This window comes from Amphritea balenae, assembly GCF_003858655.1.
Taxonomy (GTDB): domain Bacteria; phylum Pseudomonadota; class Gammaproteobacteria; order Pseudomonadales; family Balneatricaceae; genus Amphritea; species Amphritea balenae.
This window is the reverse complement of record NZ_RQXV01000001.1, coordinates 929,477-951,785: the sequence shown is the minus strand read 5'-3', so window position 1 is coordinate 951,785 and position 22,309 is coordinate 929,477. Positions and strand designations below refer to the sequence as shown.

The 22,309-nt window shown below is 50.6% G+C and carries 17 protein-coding genes; 7 read left to right on the top strand and 10 right to left on the bottom strand.

Features of this window, described 5'->3' with window-relative positions:
- Positions 1-23 precede the first annotated feature (23 nt).
- Positions 24-2,288 carry a dehydrogenase E1 component subunit alpha/beta gene (locus tag EHS89_RS04220; protein ID WP_124924833.1) on the top strand — a complete coding sequence of 755 codons (2,265 nt, stop codon included), beginning with the start codon at positions 24-26 and terminating at the stop codon, positions 2,286-2,288.
- On the top strand, positions 2,281-3,402 hold the full coding sequence (locus tag EHS89_RS04215) for an ACP S-malonyltransferase (RefSeq protein ID WP_229753469.1): 1,122 nt from the start codon (positions 2,281-2,283) through the stop codon (positions 3,400-3,402). The genes EHS89_RS04220 and EHS89_RS04215 overlap by 8 nt, the downstream gene beginning before the upstream one ends.
- Before the next feature lie 160 nt (positions 3,403-3,562).
- Here EHS89_RS04215 and EHS89_RS04210 read toward each other — a convergent pair whose 3' ends face one another.
- Positions 3,563-4,624 (bottom strand): arginine N-succinyltransferase, encoded by a 1,062-nt coding sequence (locus tag EHS89_RS04210; protein ID WP_124924831.1) that lies wholly within the window; start codon positions 4,622-4,624, stop codon positions 3,563-3,565.
- A gap of 265 nt (positions 4,625-4,889) precedes the next feature.
- Here EHS89_RS04210 and EHS89_RS04205 point away from each other — a divergent pair, with 265 nt between their 5' ends.
- On the top strand, positions 4,890-5,366 hold the full coding sequence (locus EHS89_RS04205) for an Lrp/AsnC family transcriptional regulator (RefSeq protein ID WP_124924830.1): 477 nt from the start codon (positions 4,890-4,892) through the stop codon (positions 5,364-5,366).
- 96 nt (positions 5,367-5,462) lie between these two features.
- On the opposite strand, the gene EHS89_RS04200 is transcribed toward EHS89_RS04205, so the two are convergent.
- Positions 5,463-5,876: a winged helix-turn-helix transcriptional regulator gene (locus tag EHS89_RS04200; RefSeq protein WP_124924829.1), complete on the bottom strand. Its 414-nt coding sequence runs from the start codon at positions 5,874-5,876 to the stop codon at positions 5,463-5,465.
- A gap of 157 nt (positions 5,877-6,033) precedes the next feature.
- Between EHS89_RS04200 and EHS89_RS04195 the strand changes: the two genes are divergently transcribed.
- Entirely contained in the window at positions 6,034-6,684 is a 651-nt protein-coding gene (locus tag EHS89_RS04195; RefSeq protein WP_124924828.1) for a glutathione S-transferase family protein, read from the top strand.
- 116 nt (positions 6,685-6,800) lie between these two features.
- Here the strand turns inward: EHS89_RS04195 and astB are convergent, their stop codons facing one another.
- The 7 genes from astB to EHS89_RS04165 form a co-directional block, all read right to left on the bottom strand.
- Entirely contained in the window at positions 6,801-8,135 is a 1,335-nt protein-coding gene (gene astB, locus EHS89_RS04190; RefSeq protein ID WP_124924928.1) for an N-succinylarginine dihydrolase, read from the bottom strand.
- Positions 8,136-8,153: 18 nt separating this feature from the next.
- Positions 8,154-9,623, bottom strand: a complete 1,470-nt coding sequence (astD, locus tag EHS89_RS04185) for a succinylglutamate-semialdehyde dehydrogenase (protein ID WP_124924827.1) — start codon at positions 9,621-9,623, stop codon at positions 8,154-8,156.
- Position 9,624: 1 nt separating this feature from the next.
- Positions 9,625-10,653, bottom strand: coding sequence for an arginine N-succinyltransferase (astA, locus tag EHS89_RS04180; RefSeq protein ID WP_124924826.1), 1,029 nt, complete (start codon positions 10,651-10,653; stop codon positions 9,625-9,627).
- 136 nt (positions 10,654-10,789) lie between these two features.
- Positions 10,790-11,824, bottom strand: a complete 1,035-nt coding sequence (astA, locus tag EHS89_RS04175; RefSeq protein WP_124924825.1) for an arginine N-succinyltransferase — start codon at positions 11,822-11,824, stop codon at positions 10,790-10,792.
- The gene (locus EHS89_RS21025) at positions 11,824-11,976 is read right to left on the bottom strand and encodes a hypothetical protein (protein ID WP_170167405.1); all 153 of its coding nucleotides are present in this window, start codon (positions 11,974-11,976) and stop codon (positions 11,824-11,826) included. The genes astA (EHS89_RS04175) and EHS89_RS21025 overlap by 1 nt, the downstream gene beginning before the upstream one ends.
- Positions 11,976-13,205, bottom strand: a complete 1,230-nt coding sequence (locus EHS89_RS04170) for a hydrolase (RefSeq protein ID WP_124924824.1) — start codon at positions 13,203-13,205, stop codon at positions 11,976-11,978. Before EHS89_RS04170 ends, EHS89_RS21025 begins: the two co-directional genes overlap by 1 nt.
- Positions 13,206-13,547: 342 nt before the next feature.
- Positions 13,548-14,792 carry an aspartate aminotransferase family protein gene (locus EHS89_RS04165; RefSeq protein WP_124924823.1) on the bottom strand — a complete coding sequence of 415 codons (1,245 nt, stop codon included), beginning with the start codon at positions 14,790-14,792 and terminating at the stop codon, positions 13,548-13,550.
- 388 nt (positions 14,793-15,180) lie between these two features.
- On the opposite strand from EHS89_RS04165, the gene EHS89_RS04160 reads away from it, so the two are divergent.
- Positions 15,181-16,209 carry a GlxA family transcriptional regulator gene (locus EHS89_RS04160; protein WP_229753471.1) on the top strand — a complete coding sequence of 343 codons (1,029 nt, stop codon included), beginning with the start codon at positions 15,181-15,183 and terminating at the stop codon, positions 16,207-16,209.
- 157 nt (positions 16,210-16,366) lie between these two features.
- Here EHS89_RS04160 and EHS89_RS04155 read toward each other — a convergent pair whose 3' ends face one another.
- Positions 16,367-16,795: a GNAT family N-acetyltransferase gene (locus EHS89_RS04155; RefSeq protein WP_229753473.1), complete on the bottom strand. Its 429-nt coding sequence runs from the start codon at positions 16,793-16,795 to the stop codon at positions 16,367-16,369.
- A 502-nt stretch (positions 16,796-17,297) separates the two neighbouring features.
- Between EHS89_RS04155 and sbcD the strand changes: the two genes are divergently transcribed.
- Together sbcD and EHS89_RS04145 are read left to right on the top strand one after the other, a co-directional pair.
- Positions 17,298-18,569, top strand: a complete 1,272-nt coding sequence (sbcD, locus tag EHS89_RS04150) for an exonuclease subunit SbcD (protein WP_124924822.1) — start codon at positions 17,298-17,300, stop codon at positions 18,567-18,569.
- Entirely contained in the window at positions 18,566-22,276 is a 3,711-nt protein-coding gene (locus EHS89_RS04145) for an AAA family ATPase (protein WP_124924821.1), read from the top strand. The genes sbcD and EHS89_RS04145 overlap by 4 nt, the downstream gene beginning before the upstream one ends.
- Positions 22,277-22,309: the final 33 nt, after the last annotated feature.

Genomic DNA, 22,309 nt, shown 5'->3' with positions numbered 1-22,309 from the left:
GGATGGGTAGTAAGGAGAGCAATATGCAAAATCGGGCAAAAGTGGTTGATGAAAATTTTACCCGCAGGGTTGCGCAAGGAGATCTGCCGGAATCAAATATTCCCCTGTCACTGATCGATGTCGGCTTGCAGCCTGTCGAGTTGGTGGAGCTGTTTGAATCGCAGCTGATGAGTCGGCATCTGGACCTGCTATCGCGTCTGCTACAGGCGAGAGGCGAGGCCTTCTATACAATCGGCAGCTCCGGTCATGAAGGCAATGCCGCCATCGGTAGGGCATTTGATTACCGGGATATGGCGTTTCTGCATTACCGGGATGCAGCGTTTCTGATTCAGCGCAGTAAGCAGCTACCAGGCGAGACTATTTTGCACGATATGTTGCTCTCCTTTGCCGCTTCCGAAGATGATCCTGTTTCCGGAGGGCGACATAAGGTGCTGGGCAGCAAGCGCTTATACGTACCACCGCAAACCAGCACTATCGCATCCCATCTGCCTAAGGCGGTCGGTGCGGCGTATAGCATACCGCTGGCTAAGCGTATGAAACATGACGGAGAGTTACCCCATGATGGCGTAGTGTTGTGCAGTTTCGGTGATGCCTCGGCTAACCATTCAACCGCACAGGGCGCTTTCAATACCGCGGCGTGGACGGCTTATCAGGAAGTACCTATGCCACTGGTGTTCATCTGTGAAGATAACGGCATCGGTATCTCTACCGCGACCCCGGAGGGTTGGATTGCGGCGAATTTTTCTCACCGCCCCGGATTGAAATATATCGCCTGTGACGGTCTTAACCTGCTGGATACTTACCAGAAAGCCCGGCAGGCGGCAGGCTATGCCAGACGGCATCGTAAACCGGTATTCCTGCACATGCGGACCGTGCGTTTAATGGGGCATGCCGGTTCTGATGCCCAGACCGCCTATCTGGCACAGCAGGCGATCGATGCGGCAGAAGCCCAGGATCCATTGCTGCATACAGCGAGACTGATGATCGACAATGGCGTAATGAACAGCAGTCAGATCTGTGAACTCTATGAAGTGATGCGTGAACGCACGGCGCGGGTTGCCGAACAGGTGATCCTGCGGCCGAAGTTACAGACGGCCAAACAGGTAATGGCTTCACTGATTCCTCCGAAGTCGCAACGTCCAGTCTATGAACCCGCTACAGAGGCACAGCGCAACGCAACGTTCGGCCGGGACCAGCGTGCTCTGGCTGAACCACAGCATATGGCGCGGCTGATCAACTGGGCCCTGACCGACCTGATGCTGGAACAGGGCAATATAGTTCTGGCCGGAGAGGATATTGGCCCGAAAGGGGGCGTTTATAACGTTACTGGCAAGCTATCGGAGCGCTTCGGCAAGCACCGGGTGATCAATACCCTGCTCGATGAACAGAGTATTCTGGGGCTGGCTATCGGTTTGGCGCACAACGGCTTCCTGCCGATTCCTGAAATTCAGTTTCTGGCCTATGTACATAACGCTGAAGACCAGATTCGTGGCGAAGCAGCCACGTTGAGTTTCTTCTCCAACGGCCAGTTTACCAACCCTATGGTGATTCGCGTTGCAGGCCTGGCTTATCAGAAAGGCTTTGGTGGCCACTTTCATAACGATAACTCGCTGGCGGTATTCCGGGATATTCCGGGCCTGGTAATCGCCTGTCCATCAAACGGCGCAGATGCCGTGGAGATGCTACGCACTTGCGTCAGGATGGCGCAGGAAGAGCAACGTGTCGTGGTTTTTGTTGAGCCGATAGCACTCTATATGACCCGCGACCTGCATGACGAGGGAGATGGCCTGTGGACCCATAACTACCTGTCACCAGAGCAATCCAGGATACCGACAGAGGGTCAGTCTAAGGCGATTAAACCGGGTGAGTTCGGGCAATACGGTGAAGGTACTGAGCTGTGTATTCTCACCTACGGTAACGGTTATTACCTCTCTCGTCAGGCAGCTAAAGTGCTGGAAGATGAACATGGAGTAGCGCTGCGTATAATTGATCTGCGCTGGCTGGCACCGCTCAATGAAGAGCTGCTGGCGGTGACGATTGCCGAGTGCGGTCACTTGCTGATTGTCGATGAGTGTCGAGGCACCGGTTCAATCAGTGAAGCTCTGATGGCTTTAGTCAAAGAGCGGTTGCCCGCTGAATTCAAGGTTAAACGGTTAACTGCCGAGGATAGCTTTATCCCGCTGGGACGGGCAGCGACCTGCACTTTGCCGGGCAAGGAAAGCATTCTGGCGGCGGCACTGAACCTATTGGGTAAAGAAAATCCGTTAACGGTTGTAAAAAGTGCTTAAGCGGCAGGTTGGAGAGAAACGAATGAAGCAGGATGTGAATTTACAAGGAAAGAAACAAAAAGCCTTAGTGATCTGCCCAGGCCGCGGCACCTATAATAAAGAGGAACTGGGCTATCTGAACCGATTTCATATGGGGCAGGAGAAGGACAAGGACAAGGCCAGGTTTGTTGACCGAATTGATGCTTACCGCCAGCAAGAGGGGCAGGTGACGGTCAGTGAACTGGATGGCCGTGAAAGCTATGCCATGCGTGAGCATACCCGGGGGGATAACGCTTCGCCGCTGATTCATGCCTGCGCCTATGCCGATTTTCTTAGTATCGACCAGAGTCAGTTTGACGTGGTGGCGGTAACCGGCAACTCCATGGGCTGGTATATCGCTCTGGCCGCCGCGCAGGCGTTGCCAGAAAGCTCTGCAATCGAACTGATTAATACCATGGGTACGATGATGCAGCAGAGTCTGATCGGCGGCCAGGTAATCTATCCGCTGGTGGATGAAAGCTGGTGTCAGATTCCCGGACGGCGTGAGCACCTGCTGGAACTGATGGAATCTATTAATCAACAGCAAGGGGCTGAGCTTCATATATCTATCGAGCTGGGAGGCATGCTGGTCTTTGGTGGTAACGAAGCTGCGTTGAAACAACTTATGGAGCTTCTGCCGCCTTTGCCTCAGCAGCAGGGGCGCTTCCCGTTGCGGCTGCATAACCATGCTGCATTTCATACACCGTTGCTAAAGAAGATTTCTGACCATGCACTACAGAGATTGCCATCAGAGTTATTTGCCGCGCCGTCGCTGCCTCTTATCGATGGCCGCGGCCATATCTGGCAACCATTGAGTAGTGATACACAGGCGCTGCACCAGTACACCCTGGGCCATCAGGTATTCCAGCCTTACGATTTCTCTAAAGCGATAGAAGTATCAGTTAAGGAGTTTGCCCCCGACAGGATTATTATCCTGGGGCCGGGTAGTACGCTGGGTGGTGCGGTTGCACAGGCTCTGATCAACATTAACTGGCAAGGGCTGAGTTGTAAGGAGGATTTCATTCGCCAGCAGAAAACTGATCCCTATGTGCTGGCGATGGGACTTGAAGAGCAGAGGGCAATGGTCGTTAGTTAATGGTGGTTAGTTGAAGAAAGCTGGTTAAAAAGAGGTAGTGGGATCAGGCGTAACAGTAATTTAAAAGGTCTGCGATGCAGACCTTTTTTATGTACAGGAGGTACGGTATGCCGCGGGTGCAGGGATGCACAGGACGGCGATGTTCCTTTTACCTGATCTTTCAGGCTGCCTGGCTGGTTTGCATAGCACCTGCTGAGCGCGAGCGGGCTGGAATATAGCGTAGCGAATCGCCTTCTTGCAGCTGTAGTCCTTTGGCGGTGTCCGGGCTGATAAGCAAGTTACCCTGGCTATCGAGGCGAGCGGGAGCTAACGCGACACGATAAGTTTCCAGCTTACCGTTACTGATCATGTACTGCTGATCACTATCCGTCAGCTCCTGGCTGAGCTTGTAGCGGCCGGAGCTGCTGTCGCGTACTGTATGAATCTCCTGCGCGGCAACCTGTACCGAGGGGCCACCATCGAACAGATCGACATAGCCGGTGTATTGGAAACCCTCTTTTTTCAGCATGTTCAGCGCCGGGGCCGATGAGTCATGGGGCTTGCCGATCACTTCACGTGCTGCCTGCGGTAGCAGGTCGATGTAGATTGGATACTTGGGCATCAGGTCGGAAATAAACTGGGGACCTTTCAGTGCTGCAGTCGTGACCGCTTGCTGAAAGTCGATACCGAAGAAAGTGTGGCCCAGATGATCCCACAGTGGCGAATTACCCTGGGGGTCCTGCCAGCCGCGCAGTTCTGCGATTATCTGCTCATCAAAGCAGTCTGGGAAATCAGCAATCGTCATGTAACGGGCGCGAGACAGAAACTGGCCGACTCCCGGCTTGCGATACTCCGGTAGCAGAAACAGCGAGCCGATCTCGGTAGTCCCGGTGTAATCGTTGACCATGGTCAGAACCCTGGCCTGCCGGGTTACCTCAAGATCATTACAACTGCTGACCAGTGTCGATACTTTATAGGAGTAAAACGGCTTGTTCAGGCCGACACCGGTATAGATAGCGGTAGTGCCTACGACTCTGCCTGAATCACTGTCTTCCAGCACCATAAAATAGGTGTTATCCGGTTTTTTTCTGGCGTCGGCTGAAAAGGCCAGAATCGAAGCGCTGATTTTTTCTTGCCAGGCGGTTTCGTCTGCTGGCATGGATGTCATACCTCGACCAACTGCGTGAGATATGGCCATCAGGTCATCGAGATCCTTGAAGGTGCAGGGACGAATAAGCAACATAATCTGATCTCTTTTTATTCTGAATATAACGGCAGATTTTACGGCTTATTTTGCAGAATGAGCTTTCTATTTTGGCTGTCTATAATGTAGATTCTGTTTTTTCTACAACTTAAACCGAATATTATTCGGCGGTATGGGCGGTTATATTTTTTGTGCTAAAATTCAATGTCTTTTCTTTTTAGTATCTATAGCTCGGTATTTACAGGGGTTTGCTGAACTTACCTATAATGCCCATACTTATTAGTCAGTTTTTTCGAGAAAATGTATGCAGCTAGACAAGATTAGTCGAAATATTCTTTCGATTCTTCAGCAGGACGCACGAATCACTAATCAAAACCTGGCTGATCGGGTAGGATTGTCCCCCAGTTCCTGCCTGAATCGGGTGCGAAAGCTGGAACAGGCTGGTCTGATCGGTCCTTATCTGGGGGTGGTCGACCTTGCTGCACTCTGTCGTACGGTGACAGTCATAGCGACGGTCAGTCTTAAAGATCAGAGCACAGATGCATTCCGGGCATTTCAGCAGACCGCTGAAGCGATTCCGGAGGTGGTGGAGTGTTACACCGTGAGTGGCAGCTTTGATATATTTCTCAGGATTATCGCGCCTGATATGAGCCGCTATAACAAAATCAATGACCGGCTTTTGGATGTGCTGCCGGGGATGGTGAACATCAGTAGTCATGTGGTTTTGAATACAGGTAAACCATTTCGGGGCTACCCTTTGGATGAGCTGCTGGATTCTTGAACGAGTGCTCGTGAAGAAAAAATACTGGTACAAGCCTGTATAAAGTGAGAAGGGTGGAGCTGCACTGCACTTGGGCGTCTGAGGAAGGAAGAAAATTTACCTTGGTATTTTTTCCATAATTTCTTGTTGCAGCTTTTTGGGATCGTCGCGCAGCTCATTGATAAAGTCTTCTGGCACTTCAGTTACAGGATCAAACTTTTCCGCCCAATCAATCATCGCCAACATCATCGGCATTAGCTCGATACCTTTATCAGTCAGCGTATATATGAACCTTGAACCTTTGATCGGGTCTCTTGATTTGTTAACGATGCCATTACTTTCAAGATCGGCAAGGCGGGTAGCCAGCACATTTGTGGATATCCCTTCGCCAGCCTCTATGAACTCGTGATAGTACTTGCGTCCTTTAAACATCAGGTCGCGGATAATGAGAAAGCTCCATTTATCGCCAAACTGACTCATGCCAAAACGTACAGGGCAGCCAGACCAGGCTTTTGTTTTTTTATCTACCATAAAGCTAATAGTAACCCACAGAAATTAACTTGCAAATTGAAAGTTAAATACTAATATTTACTTGTAAAAAACAAGTGAAAAGCCAGTTAATTGATTCTTCAACATTAATACACGGGTTCTCACGCCATATAAGAAACGTCTATAGCAGGAGCAAAAAATGAAACTATACGTTGTTGCGGGCTCGCCAAATTCCCGCAAAGTATTAGCCGTAGCACACCATGCAGGGGTTAACGTGGAGATAGAGTATCTCGACTTTTTTGAAGGCGACCTCGGTAATGAGGCTTATAAGGCATTAAATCCCAATGCTATGGTACCGACTCTGGTCGATGGAGATTTGAAGCTGTGGGAGTCGAATGCGATTAACCAATACCTGGCAGAGGTTTCTGAGAACGATACATTGTTTCCTCGGGATATAGCGCAGAGGGCGGATATAGTTCGTTGGCAATTTTGGGAGCTCGCACATTTTAATCAAGCCTTCGGGACCCTCGCTTTTGAGACAATCGCCAAACCGAATTTTATGAACACTCAGGGTAATGAAGCAATAATCAGCTGGGCCGGGGATCAGTTAAGTCGATTTGCATCGGTACTGAATGAGCATATGCAGGGGCGCTCTTATGTTGTGGGTGATTCAATTACTCTGGCTGATTATTCAATGATACATGTGGAATATTTCAAAGAGATGGTTCCCTTTGACTGGACACATTTTCAACAGCTTAACGACTATTTTGACCGTATGCGCCAATCCCCGCATTGGGTTGCGACCGCTCCGCAGAACCCAGGCTCTATAGGGCGAATCCCAGAGCACTGAATGGCCCTTTACCTATCAAGAGCTTCATAGTCCCTGGTGGCAGGATAGTTGCCTCCCGAGGGTATACAAGCGCGATAGGCTTGTGCGTACCCCCTGAAGGCAAAAGAGCTACTCCCTTAGCGCTGGAACGGATATACCTGGCCGAGTTGCATGATCTGAGTCAGCTCGTCCAATGCTGCGCGGGATTCCTGCAGGAGCAGAGGATCGGCCAGATCTGCTTCGGTTAACCGGTCACGGTAGTGTTTATCAACCCAGGTATTAAGGGTAGAAAACAACTGATCATTCATCCGTGTAGACTGGTTAAACGCAGTCAATTCCTGCTCATTAAGTACTACGCGCAGACGCAGGCAAGCGGGGCCGCCGCCGTTGCTCATACTTTGTTTCAGATCGAACACTTTCAGCTCATCGATCGGGCTATTGCCTTCCTGAAGTTCTGACAGGTATGTCCAGACCGCAGGGTTGTTCTGACACTCCTCAGGGATGACCAGCAGTGTGCGGCCATCCTGCAGGTTCAGCAACTGACTGTTAAACAGATAGCTACTCACGGCATCTTGCACCGAAACCTGAGTGTCTGGTACTTCAATGACATTGAAGTTACCACCCATAGCTTGGTTCAGCTGCTGTTTGACCTCCGCTTGATTGAGAAACGCCTGTTCATGACAGAACATCAGGTTGCTGTTACCGACGGCGATTACATCATTGTGGAATACACCCTGATCGATCACTGCAGGATTCTGCTGGGCATAGACCACCCGGGATGGATCAAGGCCGTGTTTGCGGGCTACCGCTTCTGATGCTTCATAGGTATGGCGCGCCGGATAGCGGGTCGGTTGCGGCTTGCTGCTATCGAACGCGTAACGGCCGTAAACGAAAAGTTCGACACCAGCCTCGCCGTACTCATGGCAGAAACGGGTATGGTTCGCCGCGCCTTCGTCACCGAAGTGTTCGACACCGGGCAGCGCCGAGTGATGCTGAAAGTGGCGCTCATCGGTAAAGGTTGCCTGCAGAATCCGTCCGGTCACTTCATGCTCAATCGAACGATGAAACTTATTGGTCAGGTTCGCTGGGGTGAAATGTACCTTGCTGTTTGCAGTATCCGCACTTGGGGATACGGTCGCCGCATTAGCGGTCCACATGCTGGAGGCGGAGCAACAGGCTGCCAGTATACGCGGCGCTTGCTTTGCCGCTGCGGCCAGAACATCAGCGTCACTGCCGCTGAAACCCAGCTGGCGCAGCGTGCCGATATCCGGGCGTTCCTGCGGCGCTAAAACGCCCTGAACCAGACCCATATCATGCAGGGCTTTCATTTTCGCCAGGCCCTGTTTAGCGGCGAGTTTCGGATTAGAGGCCTGCGCCCCATGTTGCTGGGAGGCAACATTACCGAAAGATAACCCGGCATAATTGTGGGTAGGACCAACCAGACCGTCAAAATTTGCTTCAAATGCTTTCATAAACATTTACATTCCTGTTTAGCTGATGGTCAGGCCTGGAGACAGGGTCTCAGGTAGATTAAGTTCATCACTTTCGATGCCCGCGACCGGATATGAACAGTAATCTGCTGCGTAATAGGCACTGGCACGGTGGTTGCCGCTGGCACCGACTCCACCGAACGGTGCAGCGCTGCTGGCGCCAGTTAGCTGCTTATTCCAGTTTACGATACCGGCACGGATATGGCGGTAGAAATGATCGAATTGTGCTTCGTCGTCACTGAACAGTCCGGCAGACAGACCATAGCTTGTGTTATTGGCCTGTCTTATCGCATCGTTGAATTCATCATAGCGGATCAATTTCAGCAGAGGGCCGAAATGCTCATCATCCGGCAGGTTTTTGATTGCGGTAACATCGATCAGCCCCGGTGATAGTAAACCAGTGCCTGGTTTAAGTTTCTCCGGCATCTGTAGTGGGGTTGCGCCGAGCTCTATCAGATCTGCCTGAGCAGATACCATGCCATCGGCAGCAGCTTCTGAAATCAGGCTGCCCATGAACGGCGCTGGCTCATCAAACTGGCCGCCTACCTTAATCTGGCTTACAGCTTGTTGTAGCTGAGCGACGAACTCATCACCGGCAGCACCGGTTGGTACGAATAAACGACGGGCGCAGGTGCAGCGCTGGCCGGAAGTGATGTAGGCGGACTGGATAGTTTCGTGAACTGCGGCTTTGATATCACTTATCTGACCGATAATTAATGGGTTGTTACCGCCCATTTCCAGTGCCAGGATCTTGCCCGGATGACCGGCAAACTGCTCGTGCAATATGTGGCCGGTACGGGAGCTGCCGGTGAAGAACAGGCCGTCCAGATCCGGGTTTGAAGCCAGTGCGATACCGGTTTCCTTTTCACCTTGTACCAGATTCAGGACGCCGACTGGCAGTTCAGCCTGATGCCATAGCTCAACCATTATTTGCGCTACTTTAGGGGTGAGTTCGCTGGGTTTCAATACCACTGTATTACCAGCTAACAGGGCGGGAACGATATGCCCATTGGGCAGGTGCCCCGGAAAATTATATGGTCCGAATACGGCCACTACGCCGTGGGGCTTGTGGCGGAGTACAGCACGGGCACCCGCCATGTCGCTGCTGCGTTCGCCGGTACGTTCGTTGTAGGCATTGATTGAAATCTCAATCTTGCCGGCCATCGCGGCAGCTTCGGTACGGGTTTCCCACAGCGGCTTACCGGTTTCTTCTGCGATGGTAGTTGCCAGCAGTTCTTTATGTTCTGCCAGCAGCTCACCGTAGCGCCGTACGATCTGACAGCGGGCTGCAAAACTCAGGTCTGCCCAGTCAAATGCTGCCGCCCGGGAACCTGCAACTGCTTTCTCAACTTGAGCAGGGTCAGCCGCGCCACCGTTCCAGATGCTTTCACCTGTGGTCGGGTTGAGGGAATCAAAAGCCGGACCGTTACCTTCCAGCCACTGGCCGTTAATGTAGATTGATGCTGTCATTTTAGAATCTCCGTCCAGAAGAGAGAGGCACAACGCGAACAGTGCTTCCCTCGGTAATGTTTAGTGCCTCGGCAACATCAGGGGTCAGGGTGACCACATGCTTGCCGACAGATGTCAGTGCGGTCATGCAGCAGCGAAAGTCTTTAAAGTCGTTACTGCTGACCAGATAGAGTTCGCCTTCTGGCGGGTGCTCGTCGATACGGGCTTTAACGTAGTGGCTATCCTGAATGGCACGGATATCATCGGTTCGTGCTACCAGTGTTGGTCCGCCATCAAAGATGTCGACGTAGCCGGTGTAACGCATGCCTTCATTTTCCAGCAGCTTACGCGCCGGCGTGGTGTTTTGATGGGTCTGGCCAATTGCCTGTTGCGCATCTTCCGGCAACAGATTGGTATAGATGGTGTTCTTGGGCATCAATTCGGCGATAAATACCTTGTCCATTGATGACAGCTTATCCGCTTCTGAGAAATCCAGCGAAAAGAAATGACGGCCTAATCCTTCCCAGAAAGGTGAGATACCATTTTCATCAGAGTAGCCTCGCATCTCTGCGATCAGGTGCTCATTAAACAGATGTGAGAACTCCGCCATAAACATAAAACGGGATTTCGACAGCAGTGAGCCGTGTTTGCTGTGGCGTGCATCCGGTGCCAGGAACAAAGTGCATAGCTCGGAATAGCCGGTATGGTCATTGGTGATGGTCAGCGTGTGCAGTTGATTGTAAACCTCAAGCTCGCGGGAGGCATGGACCAGTGTTCCGACCCGGTAGTTATACCAGGGGTCGTTCAGACCGACTGCCGCTTCGATACCACTGATACCGACCACTTCGCCGGTTTCGGTGTCTTCCATTACGAACAGGTAGAGCGCATCTTCCGGTCTCGTTTCGGGATCGAATGTCTGTAGAGCTGAACTCAGCTTGGCAGCGACCTGTTCATCATTGTCCTGCAGTGAAGTAAAACCCGGGCCAGTTTTTCTGGCCAGTTCACGCAGCGCTTCGTGGTCGTCTGCTTGAATAAGGCGAACTACCATCATAGTCAGTTTGCTCCGTTGTTATTGTTTGCGCATATTTTGAGTGAGCGCGGGCTGACAGCCGACATCAAAGAGAGTGTCGGCTGGTGCTGTATTTTGATCTTGGTTTATCGTATTTGAGGCTGAGTTTACTTCGTCTTCAGCCTAGTTCGGCGTCGCTCAATCGCATTATCCTGATCGGATCGCCTTCAGAAACTTGCAGCAGTTCGGCTATCTCAGCGCTGATTTCTGGTTGTTCCGGATCGATCCGGCTGACCAGGCAGCGGTAGTTCTTCAGGCCGGTGTTGCTGATTAGAGCCTGGTGCAGGTTGCTATCATCTGTTGCTGACTCACCGATTCGAGCGGCTACTTGCCGATTCTGAGCGATTGAACGAACGAAGTCGGTACGTGCTTCCATGGTCGGGCCAGCATCGAAAATATCGATATATCCCCGGTAGCTGAAGCCTTCATTTTCCAGCAGTCTCATCACGTTCTGCATATCGGGTCGTGGTTTGCCTAATACATCCTGAGCTTCCTGGCTCAGCAGCGGCACGTATACCGGATAGTGGGGCATCAGGTCGGCGATGAAACCTTTTGAATTGATGCCGGTTAGGTAGTTAGCTTTGGTGAAATCCATTTCGAAGAAATGGCGTCCCAGGCTTTCCCAGAACGGTGATCGGTTATTTTCATCGACCACTCCTTGTAGCTCGGCAATCAGTCGGGAAGCAAAGCGCTCCGGATGTTGCGCGATAAACATCAGGCGAGCACGGGAGAGCAGGTGCAGGTTGACCGGGGTGCGGTGCTCTTTATCGATAAACAGGGTGCACAACCGTGCGACACCGGTATAGTCCTGGCAGAGATGCAGCGCTGGGATCTGATTATGGATCTGCAACTCATTGGAAGCATGCACCACCTTTTCGGTACGGTAACTGTAAAAAGGAGAGCTTATACCGACGGTGGCATCGATGCCGGATACGCCGATGAGCGAGCCGCTTTCGGTGTCTTCTAGAACGAAGTGATAGCTTTCGTCACCCGCCTGTTCGACATCCTTACGCAGGGATTGTTGAGTACCGTTAATCAGTTCGCCGAGGTGATCCCGGTTGGCGGGCAGGGTAGTCATACTGCCGCCGGAGATAACGGCTAAGCGTTCCAGCCCCTGAATATCATTAAAGTTCAGTGGTCTCAGTAACAGCATCAGTTTTCCTCCAGCCAGTTCAGGTCAGCGCTGGTTGCCAGCTTTAGTAATAGCTGAGGCATTAAGCCGCTTAGCTTAGCGCGTTCATTGAGGCTTTTTATTTCCAGGGAATCCTGAATATCATTACAGTCTTGAAGTCTCAGTAACAGCATCAGTTTTCCTCCAGCCAGTTTAGATTTTCACTGGTTGCCAGTTTGAAAAGGATCAGGGCGCTTAGCTTAGCGCGTTCATTGAGGCTTTTCACTTTCAGGTATTCATCGCTGGAATGTATCTTACCGCCCTGCACACCAAGAGTGTCGATATTAGGGATACCGGCGGCTGCCAGGTTATTGCCATCGCAGCAACCACCTGTTGGCAACCATTGCAGATCCATACCCAGCGACTGGCCGCACTCTCGTGCCAGTTCAAACAGCTTTGTGTTGGCCGTGCTCAAGACCTTAGGCTTGCGCCCGAAATTTCCAAACAGCTCGATGCTGATACCATCGCGAGCGTTGATCTTAGCCAGCAGCTTATCGATCTGGCCGAGGCACCAGTCTTCATCTGCGGGATCGACCAGACGAATGTTAAAGCGGTGGATACAGAGGTCCGGCACTATATTGACCGCGCCGCCGCCCTCAATTAAGCCGGGATTGATGGTTACGCCCGGGCGCAGCCCATTCAGGTCATCTAGGTCGGAAACAAAATCACACATAGCGCGTACTGCATTGCGCCCCAGGTGGTGCTCCCGGCCGGCATGAGCCGCTTTACCACGCACCATGACACAGAAATTACCACTACCTTTACGTTCACCGGCAAAATTACAATCCGGAAAGCAAGGTTCATAGATCATCCCCAGGTGCACTTGTTTAGCTGCCTCTGAGATTAATGGCGCAGAGCCAGGGGAACCAATCTCTTCATCTGGGTTGAACAGGATCTGCCAGCCGATCTTATCGGCCCAGGGGCTGCGCTCAAGTGCTTCGAGTGCTTTCAGCATCACCATAATGCCACCTTTAAGGTCGGCGACACCTGGGCCATTGAGGGTTTCCTCGTCAAGCCAGCGAACCTGCTGAAAACTACTATCTTTTGCGAATACGGTATCCATATGGCCGCAGAAAAATATCTGCAGTGGTGCTTCCGGCCGCTTGCGAATTCGTAGCGCATCGCCCAGCGGGAAGCTTTCCATCACACCATTAGCATTCAGGTTTTGATAGGGCGCTACCGGTATAACCTCAATTTCACCTTCCAGTACCTGACAGTATTCGGTCAGCATCTCGCGCACCCGGTTTACACCGTCTGCGTTGAGGCTACCGGAATTTGTCTCTGCCAGAGCAATAGTTTTCGCCAGCATCTCTTCATACTGATCATCCAGCCATGCCAGGAAGGGGGCAAAATCGGTGGTCATATAAGCGGTCCTTTTTTATTATGGCCATCTTTCTGTGATGGCTTTTATGTTATGACTTTTAATAAGAACAGTATTGATGATTACCGCAAAAATATCTGTCAGTGAGGCGACCTGGAATTCAGAAAAAGAGGCCTCTGAGGTTGCGTGAAAACTACTGTGCTTGCCTGCACGGCGTTAAAAATAGTCTCAAACTGCTCATTTACGGAATGTAGACTCCGCATTTTCGACGATTTTTTCCTTGTTCAGCCTTCGCTCGTAACGTTTTCACTCAGCCTCTTGGTTTTTGGGAAACCCGCCGAAAACATCCTGACGGGTTCCTAAGCTTTCAATTACGGTCTTGTATTAAGCGGCAGAATCCGCTTCGATCGCTTTTGCTTGCTCAATAACCTGAGCAATCGCCTGTTCAAGTTTAGCCATACCTTGCTTGATATCTTCGTCCGGAATGATCAGGGAAGGGGTCATGCGCAAAACGTTTGGTCCGGCGACCAGTAACATAACACCGGCTTCACGGGCTGCAGCAAGGAATTTTGCCGCCTGGCCGTGCCAACTTTCGGTCAGCTCGGCGCCAATCAGAAGGCCCGCACCGCGGATCTCTTTGAAGATGCCGTGCTTAGCGTTGATTTTTTCTAGTTCCGCGACAAACAGGGCGCGCTTATCGCCGACACTGGCAAGCAGTTCTGGCGTGTTGATCTGGTCCAGTACTGCTTCAGCAACAGCACAGCCCAGAGGGTTACCACCGTAGGTACTGCCGTGGGTACCGAAGCCCAGGCTTGGGGCGCACTTGTCAGTAGTCAGCATTGCGCCGATAGGGAAACCGCCGCCCAGCGCTTTAGCGGTAGTCATGATGTCAGGCGTTACCCCCATATCCATGTATGCGTACAGCTGACCGGTACGGCCGACTCCGGTTTGCACTTCATCAAATACCAGTAGGGCGTTGTGTTGATCACACAGTTCGCGAACACCGCGAACAAACTCAGGATCAGCTGGAATGATACCGCCTTCGCCCTGAATCGGTTCCATTACAACGGCGCAGGTCTTATCGGAAATAACTGCTTTCAGTGCTTTCAGATCGTTAAATGGGACATGGCCGATGCCGCCGGGTACCGGCTCAAAGCCTTCACGGTATTTCTGCTGGCCACCGACGGATACGGTAAACAGGGTACGGCCGTGGAATGCTTGATTGAATGCGATAATCTCGTTTTTCTCAGGGCCGAAATTGTCGTAGCTGTATTTACGGGCCAGCTTGAAAGCGGCTTCGTTGGCTTCACCGCCAGAGCTGCAAAAGAATACCTTATCGGCAAAGGTCGCGTCGGTCAGTTTCTTCGCCAGACGCAGGGCCGGCTCATTGGTACAGGTATTACTCAGGTGCCAGAGCTTATCAGCCTGTTCCTTAATCGCTGCAACCAGTGCCGGATGCGCATGGCCCAGTGCGTTTACCGCGATGCCGCCGGCGAAATCGATATACTCTTTATCTTCCTGATCCCATACCCGGGAGCCCTGGCCGCGAACGGGTACAAATTGCTGTGGGTTATAGTTAGGAACCATTACTTCGTCAAAAAGGGCGCGGGTTACTTGCTCTGTTGTCATCTCTGTATTTCCTCTTGTTAGGAGAGTCCGATGCCAGATGGGCTTGGCTCGGTTATCGTTATTATTGTGGTGCCTGATTCTGATGGCACTCATTTTGTTTTTATTTGAGGTAGCGATATCAATTGCTACGCCATAAAGGTCTATATTTAGTATCAGCAAAAGTGATGACATATAACAGCGCAGGAATTTATATAGCGCGACATGAACTTGCGCTATTTTGACATTCGATCATCTTTACTGGGGAAAGAGGCCACTATTATCAGTATGCTGTGGCTTCTGAACTGATCTGTTTATCAGCCCGGCTAAAAAGTCCTGCTAAATAGTCTTACTTAATTGGTTTTACGTAATAGTTAACGAGCATGGGAGATGCGTTTTGGTGGATAGCCAGTTGTCACGTGACAATTCTCAAAGCAGACCGCATCGGTTTGGTTTCCTGCTGCTGCCTAACTTTTCCCTGATCGCGTTTTCAGCGGGGATTGAGCCCTTGCGTATGGCCAACTGGGTAACCGGAGATGATTGCTACGAGACTGTACTGATCAGTCATGATGGCGAAGCGGTAGCTAGTAGTTTCGGGGTGAAAACACTGGTGGACTGCAGTTTGGCGGACATTCCCCAGCTGGATGCAATTTTTGTCTGTGGTGCGAGCCCCATCGCTCGCACAGGTAATGAAATGGTGCTCGGTTGGTTGCGACGTCAGTCCCGCTCGAACATGGCTCTGGGTGGTATCGGTACCGGCTCATACCTGCTGGCCTGCGCCGGATTGCTGAATGGCTACCGCGCCACAATCCACTGGTGGGATATGGCCAGCCTGCGGGATGAATTTCCAGATACACAGGTCACCAATAACTTGTTTGAGATTGATGCTAATCGTTATACCTGCAGTGGTGGCACCGCAGCGATGGATATGATGTTGTTTCTTATAGGTCAGCATTACGATATGGATCTGGCTGCATCCATTTCTGAACAGTTTATCTGTGAACGAATGCGCTCCGGTGATGATCAGCAGAGGGTTCCGTTGAAAGCCCGTATCGGTGCCAGCCAACCTAAGCTTATTGAAGCGGTTACTCTGATGGAAGCGAATATCGAAGAGCCACTAAGTACTGACGATCTTGCCTTTCATGTTGGGGTGTCACGTCGCCACCTGGAGCGGCTGTTCAAGAAACATCTGCAGACGGTGCCTTCAAAATACTATCTGGAACTGCGTCTGGAGATGGCGAGGCAGTTGCTACGCCAGAGTGATAAGCCTGCACTACAGGTCGGTTTAGCCTGTGGTTTTTCCAGTGCTTCCTATTTCAGTACGGCCTATCGTAACCACTATGGACTGACCCCCAGAGAAGAGCGTAAACGGGAGTCAGAAGCTTCAGTGCCAGGCGTTAGTGGCGTTAAGCTAGGTCGATCAAGCTTGCTAAGAAATTGAATTTAAAAAAATCCTTCAAAGGGCCCCTGTTTTAACGTATTTTCTGCTTTATGTTCTGCACAGTCGTTATTTCGATGTTCGTCTCGCTGCTGAATATACAGCCGTAACAGAAGTCGTTATGTCTTGTAGTGAGGCTTAAAGAACTTAGTTTCATCTCTTAGTTAAAGCTATTGGCATTACTTTCTAACTGTTCAGGGCCGAAACGATAGATACGCATTTCTTCAACGCTATAAGCATCCAGCTTACGATAGAAGTCGATTGCGGGCTGATTCCAGTCCAGACAGCCCCACTCCAGTCGTTGACAATCTCGTTCCAGCGCGAGTTGTGACATATAGGCCATCATGATCTTGCCCAGGCCTTTTCCTTTCATCGCTTCATCCACAAGAAAGCCATCAATGTATAAACCGGTTTGTCCCGTAAAAGCTGATGAATTTTGATAAAAGTAGATGAAGGCGACGGTTTCGCCATCGTACTGCCCGAAGATGGTCTCACCTCGGCCCTCAGAAAGCAGTCGGTGGAAGTCCTCTTCAGTGGCGGTGATTTTATCTCGCATCTTCTGGTAAGTACCCAGGGAACCTGCGAGCAAACCCCAAGCACCTCAGGCTTATAGAGCGGTTCAAGTTCGAGGCAGCGATTACAGACATGCTGGTTGCCTGTCGAAAATGGCTAACAAAGAAATTGGATCGCTCTGTAAGCCCCCTTCTTTTAAAAAAGAAGGGGTGGACATTAAATCGACTTATTGCTTTGTCTGACTGCTTGGAAAGGACTCGTCATTCCGCTGCGCAGCCATTCGCGCACTAAGTCGATTTACTGTCCACTGAGAAAGCTTAGGGCTTGTTTGCAGGTTCCCTACATATAGCTGAGAACTAAGCCTGCATCATCAGGGGTGGCAAAGCGCAGTGTGAATTCTGGTTTACTGGTTTGAATAAATTCCATCCGTGGTGACACCTGTCATTGTTTGTCGGGAAGTATAAATAGTTATCTGATCGATTATATTCTCTCTCTTCTATGCATAAAAATACCCCTTATAAGTAGTCGCTCTGTGATAGGATATTTGTCCTTTTTTTGACGGCTTACGGGCGTTCGCTATGAAAATCCTGCACACATCTGACTGGCACCTGGGTCAGAGCTTTTTCACTAAAAGTCGTAAGGCGGAACATCAGGCTTTTCTTGACTGGTTGCTAATGCAGGTAGATGAACAACAGATCGATGCTGTGATTGTTGCCGGGGACATTTTTGATACGGGTACACCTCCCAGTTATGCCCGGGAGATGTATAACCGCTTTATCGTCGCAATCAATCAACTTGGCTGCACGTTGGTGGTATTAGGCGGAAACCATGATTCGGTGTCGACGCTGAATGAGTCAAAACAGCTGGTGGCCTGTCTTAATACCCATGTTATTGCCAATGTCGCTACTGAGGTCGGTGAAAATACCTCAGGGCAAGATGGTCAGCTGTTTTCTGAACAGATAATCGAGCTGCGAAACCGCCAAAAAGAGACCGGCGCTATTCTTTGTGCGATCCCTTTTATCCGGCCCCGCGATGTTATCCAGAGTAGTGCAGGTGAATCGGGTCTGGAAAAGCGTCAGGCATTAGGTGATGCAATAAAACAGCATTACCATCAGCTGTATCAGCAAGCTGTGAACCTTAGGGATTCTAAAAGTTTAGCTGTGCCAATTATCGCCACCGGTCACCTGACTGCATTAGGTGTCAGCCAGTCAGATTCAGTACGTGATATCTATATCGGTACTCTGGAAGGTTTCGCTGCCGATGGTTTTCCACCGGCGGACTATATCGCTTTAGGGCATATCCACAGGCCGCAAATAGTCGCTAAGTCTGACCATATTCGCTATAGCGGTTCACCTATTCCATTGAGTTTCGATGAGCTTAAAACCACCAAGCAGGTAGTGATGGTGGAGTTTAATTCCAGCCAACAGTCGAAAGTTACGCCACTGGAGGTACCGGTTTCTCAGCCGATGGCGGTGATAAAAGGTGACTTAGAATCGATAGCCTGTCAGTTAGCAGAATATAAAGATAGAGATGAGTCTCTACCGGTATGGCTCTGTATCGAAGTGCAAGTGCAGGATTATCTGTCTGATCTGCAGCAGCGGGTTCAGCAGATGACCGAAGGCCTGAATGTCGAAGTATTACAGTTACGTCGGTCCCGAAATCGTACGCAACAAGCTTTGTCTCAAATTGAACGGGAAACCTTAGCAGAGCTGACGCCCCAGGAAGTTTTTGCCAAGCGTCTGGAACTGGAAAGTTTTGAAGGTGAAGTTGAAACCGCAAGACGGGTCAGGATGGAACAACAGTTTCGTGAAATCCTCACCGAAGTTGAAAATCCGGAGTCAGCGGCATGAAGATATTAAGCCTGCAGTTCAAGAATCTGAACTCCCTTAAAGATGAATGGAAAGTCGATTTTACCCAGTCACCGTTCGCTGATAATGGCCTGTTTGCTATTACCGGGCCAACGGGGGCGGGGAAAACAACCCTGTTGGATGCGATCTGTCTGGCGCTATATCACCAGACGCCCCGGTTGGGTCAGATCTCTACCTCGAGCAATGAGATTATGACCCGTGGGGCTTCTGAGTGCTCAGCAGAAGTGCAGTTCGAAGTGAAAGGTCAGGCCTACCGCGCCCACTGGAGTATGCGACGTTCGCGGGGTAAAGCGGATGGCAATCTGCAACAGGCAGATGTTGAACTGGCCGAAGTGGCAACGGGTAAGGTGTTGGCCACTCAGATCAGGCAGAAGAGCGAAATCATTGAACAGATTACCGGTCTGGATTTTTCCCGCTTTACCAAATCAATGATGCTCTCGCAGGGTGAGTTTGCCGCCTTTCTGAACGCAAAAGAGGCTGAGCGGGCCGAGTTGTTAGAAGAGTTGACGGGAACCGAGGTTTACGGCCTTATTTCTGAAAAGGTACATCAGCATTTTTCACAAGCTAAGCAAAAGAAAGCTGAACTGGAAGCCCAGGCCAAAGGCGTACAGCTGCTAACAGAAGAAAACCTTCAGCTGCTCAGACAAGAACTATCGCAACTTCAGCAGCAACAGGCGACACAGAAAACCCAGTTAACTGAATACACTAACCATCTTAGCTGGTGGCAGCAGTACGATAGGGCACAGCAGGACAAAACGACCACGACTTCGGGCTTGATGACAGCCAAAGATCAGCTGATACAGGCTCAACCAGACCTGTTGCGATTACAGCAAAGTGAACCGGCAGAAAAACTCAGAACACCTTTTATGTTGCTGCAAGATGCGCAGCAGCAAGCCACTAACAGCAAAGGTTTACTGAACGAGAAACAAGTTGCCGAGGCGGGGCTTAAAGTACAACTGGAAAATGCCGCCGGGCAGCTCAAGCAGGGACAGGAACAGTTATCCACAGCAAAGCAGTTCCATGAACAGCAGGAAGGTTTAATTAACGATAAAGTGGTTCCGCTTGAACAACAGATCGCTGCTATACAGGAAAAATCTAAAGACAGAGGCCGGCTGATCGCTGATAACGGTAGTAAAAAGCAGGCCTGTGATGAACTGCTGAAATCGATCAGTGCTCAGATCGAAAGTCAGACCGTTGAATTACACAGTATTAATCAGTATCTGCAGCAACATCAGGCAGACCGGTCGTTAAAGCAATACCTGGGTCAGTGGCAGCTTCAGGCGCAACAGACACGTTCTGAACAGAATGCTTTAGATAACCTGATTAATAAGGAGAAGGGCCTGCAGCAACAGCTGAGCCAGCAGCAGAAAGCTTTAGCGGAACAAAAACTGCAACAACAGCAGAGTGCGGCAGAAGCGAGCCGCGATGAGCAAGCCTGGCAAGCAGCGAATGAGGCTTGCATTAAAGCCTGTGAGAATGGCGATACTGAGCTGGAACTTGAACGGATTGAAGCTCAGCGTGAACAGTTAAATAGTAATAGCCTGAAACTGCTTACATTGCAGGAGTTAAATCGTCGTTGGCAACAGCTTGAAACAGAATATCAGGAAAAGTGTGCGGCCCGGCAGAACGAGCAGAAGCGACAACAGGTAATGCAGCAAAGCCGCTCTCAGTTGCGTGAGCAATATAAAAAGCAGGAACAGCTGTTTAATGCACTGTGTCAGCTGGTAACCCAGGATGAACAGCTGGCTCAGTTTCGTGCAGCACTGAAGCAGGGTGAAGAGTGCCCCTTGTGCGGTTCGCATGAGCACCCGAAACTGGATGACGGAGCGCCGGACCTGTCGCAGACTGTGAAAGATAAAGATGCGGCTGAAAAAGAGCTTCATGCGATTAAAGAGAAAGGTCAGGAACTTAGTGTCACGCTGGAGTCGCTGGACCGTTATCTGCAAGAGTTGAGTAAACGACAGACTGATATCAGAGCTGAGCAGACCGGTCTGGAACAGCAATGGCAAACAGTCGCAGCGGCCCTGCAAGTCAGTTTTGTGATCGCCGATGGGCAAAGTCTGCAGCAATTTGAAAGCAGCGTACAAGCGCAGTTAAATCAATGCATCACGGCCATTCAAAACCTCAAAGCATTGAATAAACAGCGGGACGAAGTAAAACAGCGTTGGGATAATGCTAAACGAAATGCTGAGCAACTGACCTCCGGACTCAAGTTGACGGAGCAGGCTGTTGCTAATACCTCGAAGGCCTTGCAGGAAGCCCGGCAAGATAAGGTTCAGAGAACCGACCAGATCCGTTTGCAGCAAGAGGCGTTTATTACTCAGTTAACCGAGCAGGGTTATAGCCTGCCGGAAGATGTGCTGCTTCATCCAGATCAGTTTCAGCAGTGGCTGGATACGAAGCGACAGGATGCTGAGTTGTGGGACAGTAATCATGCGAAAAAAGAGCAACTTAGTAGCAGCCTGAATCGACTGGATGCCGAACAGAAAAACAGCCAGCAGCAGCTTAAGGAGCTCGGGACTCAGTTAGCTCAGCTTGACTCCGAACGTCAGAGTCTGGACCTTTCGGTCCAGCAACTGACAGAACAGCGTCGGGAGATATTCGGAGATAAGCGGATTGACGAGGAACGGTCAAAGAGCCTGGCTGCGTTGCAGTCGGCAGAGAAACATTATCAGCAGGCCCAGGACCGAACCCATCAGCTATCCAGTGATCATAAAGCCCTGACAGCTGAATTGAATAGCTTGCAACAAGCGCTTCAGGAACAGCAAAGCCGGGTTTCAGAGCGGCAGGACCGCTGGGCATCACTACTCTCACAAAGCCCGTTTGATACAGAAGCAACATTCCAAGATGCGCTATTGCCCGAGCAAGAACTAAAGCGGCTTATTGAGCGTAAGCAGCAACTGGATAGCGAGCTCGAGCGAGCCACGGCACTGTTGGACAATGCTGAGCAAAGCTTGCAACGGGTTATGGAAAATCCACAGGCTGATGTCTATCAGAAAACTTTAAGAGCCGACGTTGAAGAGCAGATTAGCGCGTTGACTATAACCCTGGAACAGCTGGCGAAACGCGATGGTGAAATCAGTAATGAACTGACTTCTGATCAGGCGCGTCGTAAAGATCAGCAGTCGCTATTCGAAGCGATAGAGCGTTATAGGGAACACTACGATGATATTCAGCATCTGCATTCGCTGATCGGTTCGCAAAAGGGTGACAAATTCCGCAAGTTTGCGCAGGGGCTGACTCTGGATAACCTGGTTTATCTGGCAAATCAGCAGCTGGAGCGGCTGCATGGTCGCTATCTGCTGAAGCGTAAACTGGGTGAGGGGCTAGAGCTCAGTGTATTGGATACCTGGCAGGGTGATGTTGAGCGGGATACTAAAACCTTGTCCGGCGGAGAAAGCTTTCTTGTCAGCCTGGCATTGGCGCTGGCGCTATCTGATCTGGTTAGCCATAAAACCAGTATCGATTCCCTGTTTCTGGATGAAGGCTTTGGCACACTGGATAGCGAAACGCTGGATATTGCACTGGATGCACTTGATAACCTGAATGCGTCAGGCAAGATGATTGGTGTTATTAGTCACATCGAAGCGATGAAAGAGCGTATTCCTACCCAATTGAGAGTCACTAAGAAAAGTGGTCTTGGCGTGAGTCAGTTGAGCGCGGAATATCGGGTCGTGGCTAAGTGTTGAATCGAACTTATGGATTGAGCCGTGCTAACAGAC

What these genes read in the sequence shown, in the direction of transcription:
- EHS89_RS04200 (WP_124924829.1), bottom strand. Translation starts at nt 5,876, where the DNA reads ATGGTAGATAAAAAAACAAAAGCCTGGTCTGGCTGCCCTGTACGTTTT.
- EHS89_RS04220 (WP_124924833.1), top strand. Translation starts at nt 24, where the DNA reads ATGCAAAATCGGGCAAAAGTGGTTGATGAAAATTTTACCCGCAGGGTT.
- sbcD (WP_124924822.1), top strand. Translation starts at nt 17,298, where the DNA reads ATGAAAATCCTGCACACATCTGACTGGCACCTGGGTCAGAGCTTTTTC.
- astB (WP_124924928.1), bottom strand. Translation starts at nt 8,135, where the DNA reads ATGAAAGCATTTGAAGCAAATTTTGACGGTCTGGTTGGTCCTACCCAC.
- astA (WP_124924825.1), bottom strand. Translation starts at nt 11,824, where the DNA reads ATGCTGTTACTGAGACCACTGAACTTTAATGATATTCAGGGGCTGGAA.
- EHS89_RS04170 (WP_124924824.1), bottom strand. Translation starts at nt 13,205, where the DNA reads ATGACCACCGATTTTGCCCCCTTCCTGGCATGGCTGGATGATCAGTAT.
- astD (WP_124924827.1), bottom strand. Translation starts at nt 9,623, where the DNA reads ATGACAGCATCAATCTACATTAACGGCCAGTGGCTGGAAGGTAACGGT.
- EHS89_RS04165 (WP_124924823.1), bottom strand. Translation starts at nt 14,792, where the DNA reads ATGACAACAGAGCAAGTAACCCGCGCCCTTTTTGACGAAGTAATGGTT.
- astA (WP_124924826.1), bottom strand. Translation starts at nt 10,653, where the DNA reads ATGATGGTAGTTCGCCTTATTCAAGCAGACGACCACGAAGCGCTGCGT.
- EHS89_RS21025 (WP_170167405.1), bottom strand. Translation starts at nt 11,976, where the DNA reads ATGCTGTTACTGAGACTTCAAGACTGTAATGATATTCAGGATTCCCTG.
- EHS89_RS04205 (WP_124924830.1), top strand. Translation starts at nt 4,890, where the DNA reads ATGCAGCTAGACAAGATTAGTCGAAATATTCTTTCGATTCTTCAGCAG.
- EHS89_RS04195 (WP_124924828.1), top strand. Translation starts at nt 6,034, where the DNA reads ATGAAACTATACGTTGTTGCGGGCTCGCCAAATTCCCGCAAAGTATTA.
- EHS89_RS04145 (WP_124924821.1), top strand. Translation starts at nt 18,566, where the DNA reads ATGAAGATATTAAGCCTGCAGTTCAAGAATCTGAACTCCCTTAAAGAT.
- EHS89_RS04210 (WP_124924831.1), bottom strand. Translation starts at nt 4,624, where the DNA reads ATGTTGCTTATTCGTCCCTGCACCTTCAAGGATCTCGATGACCTGATG.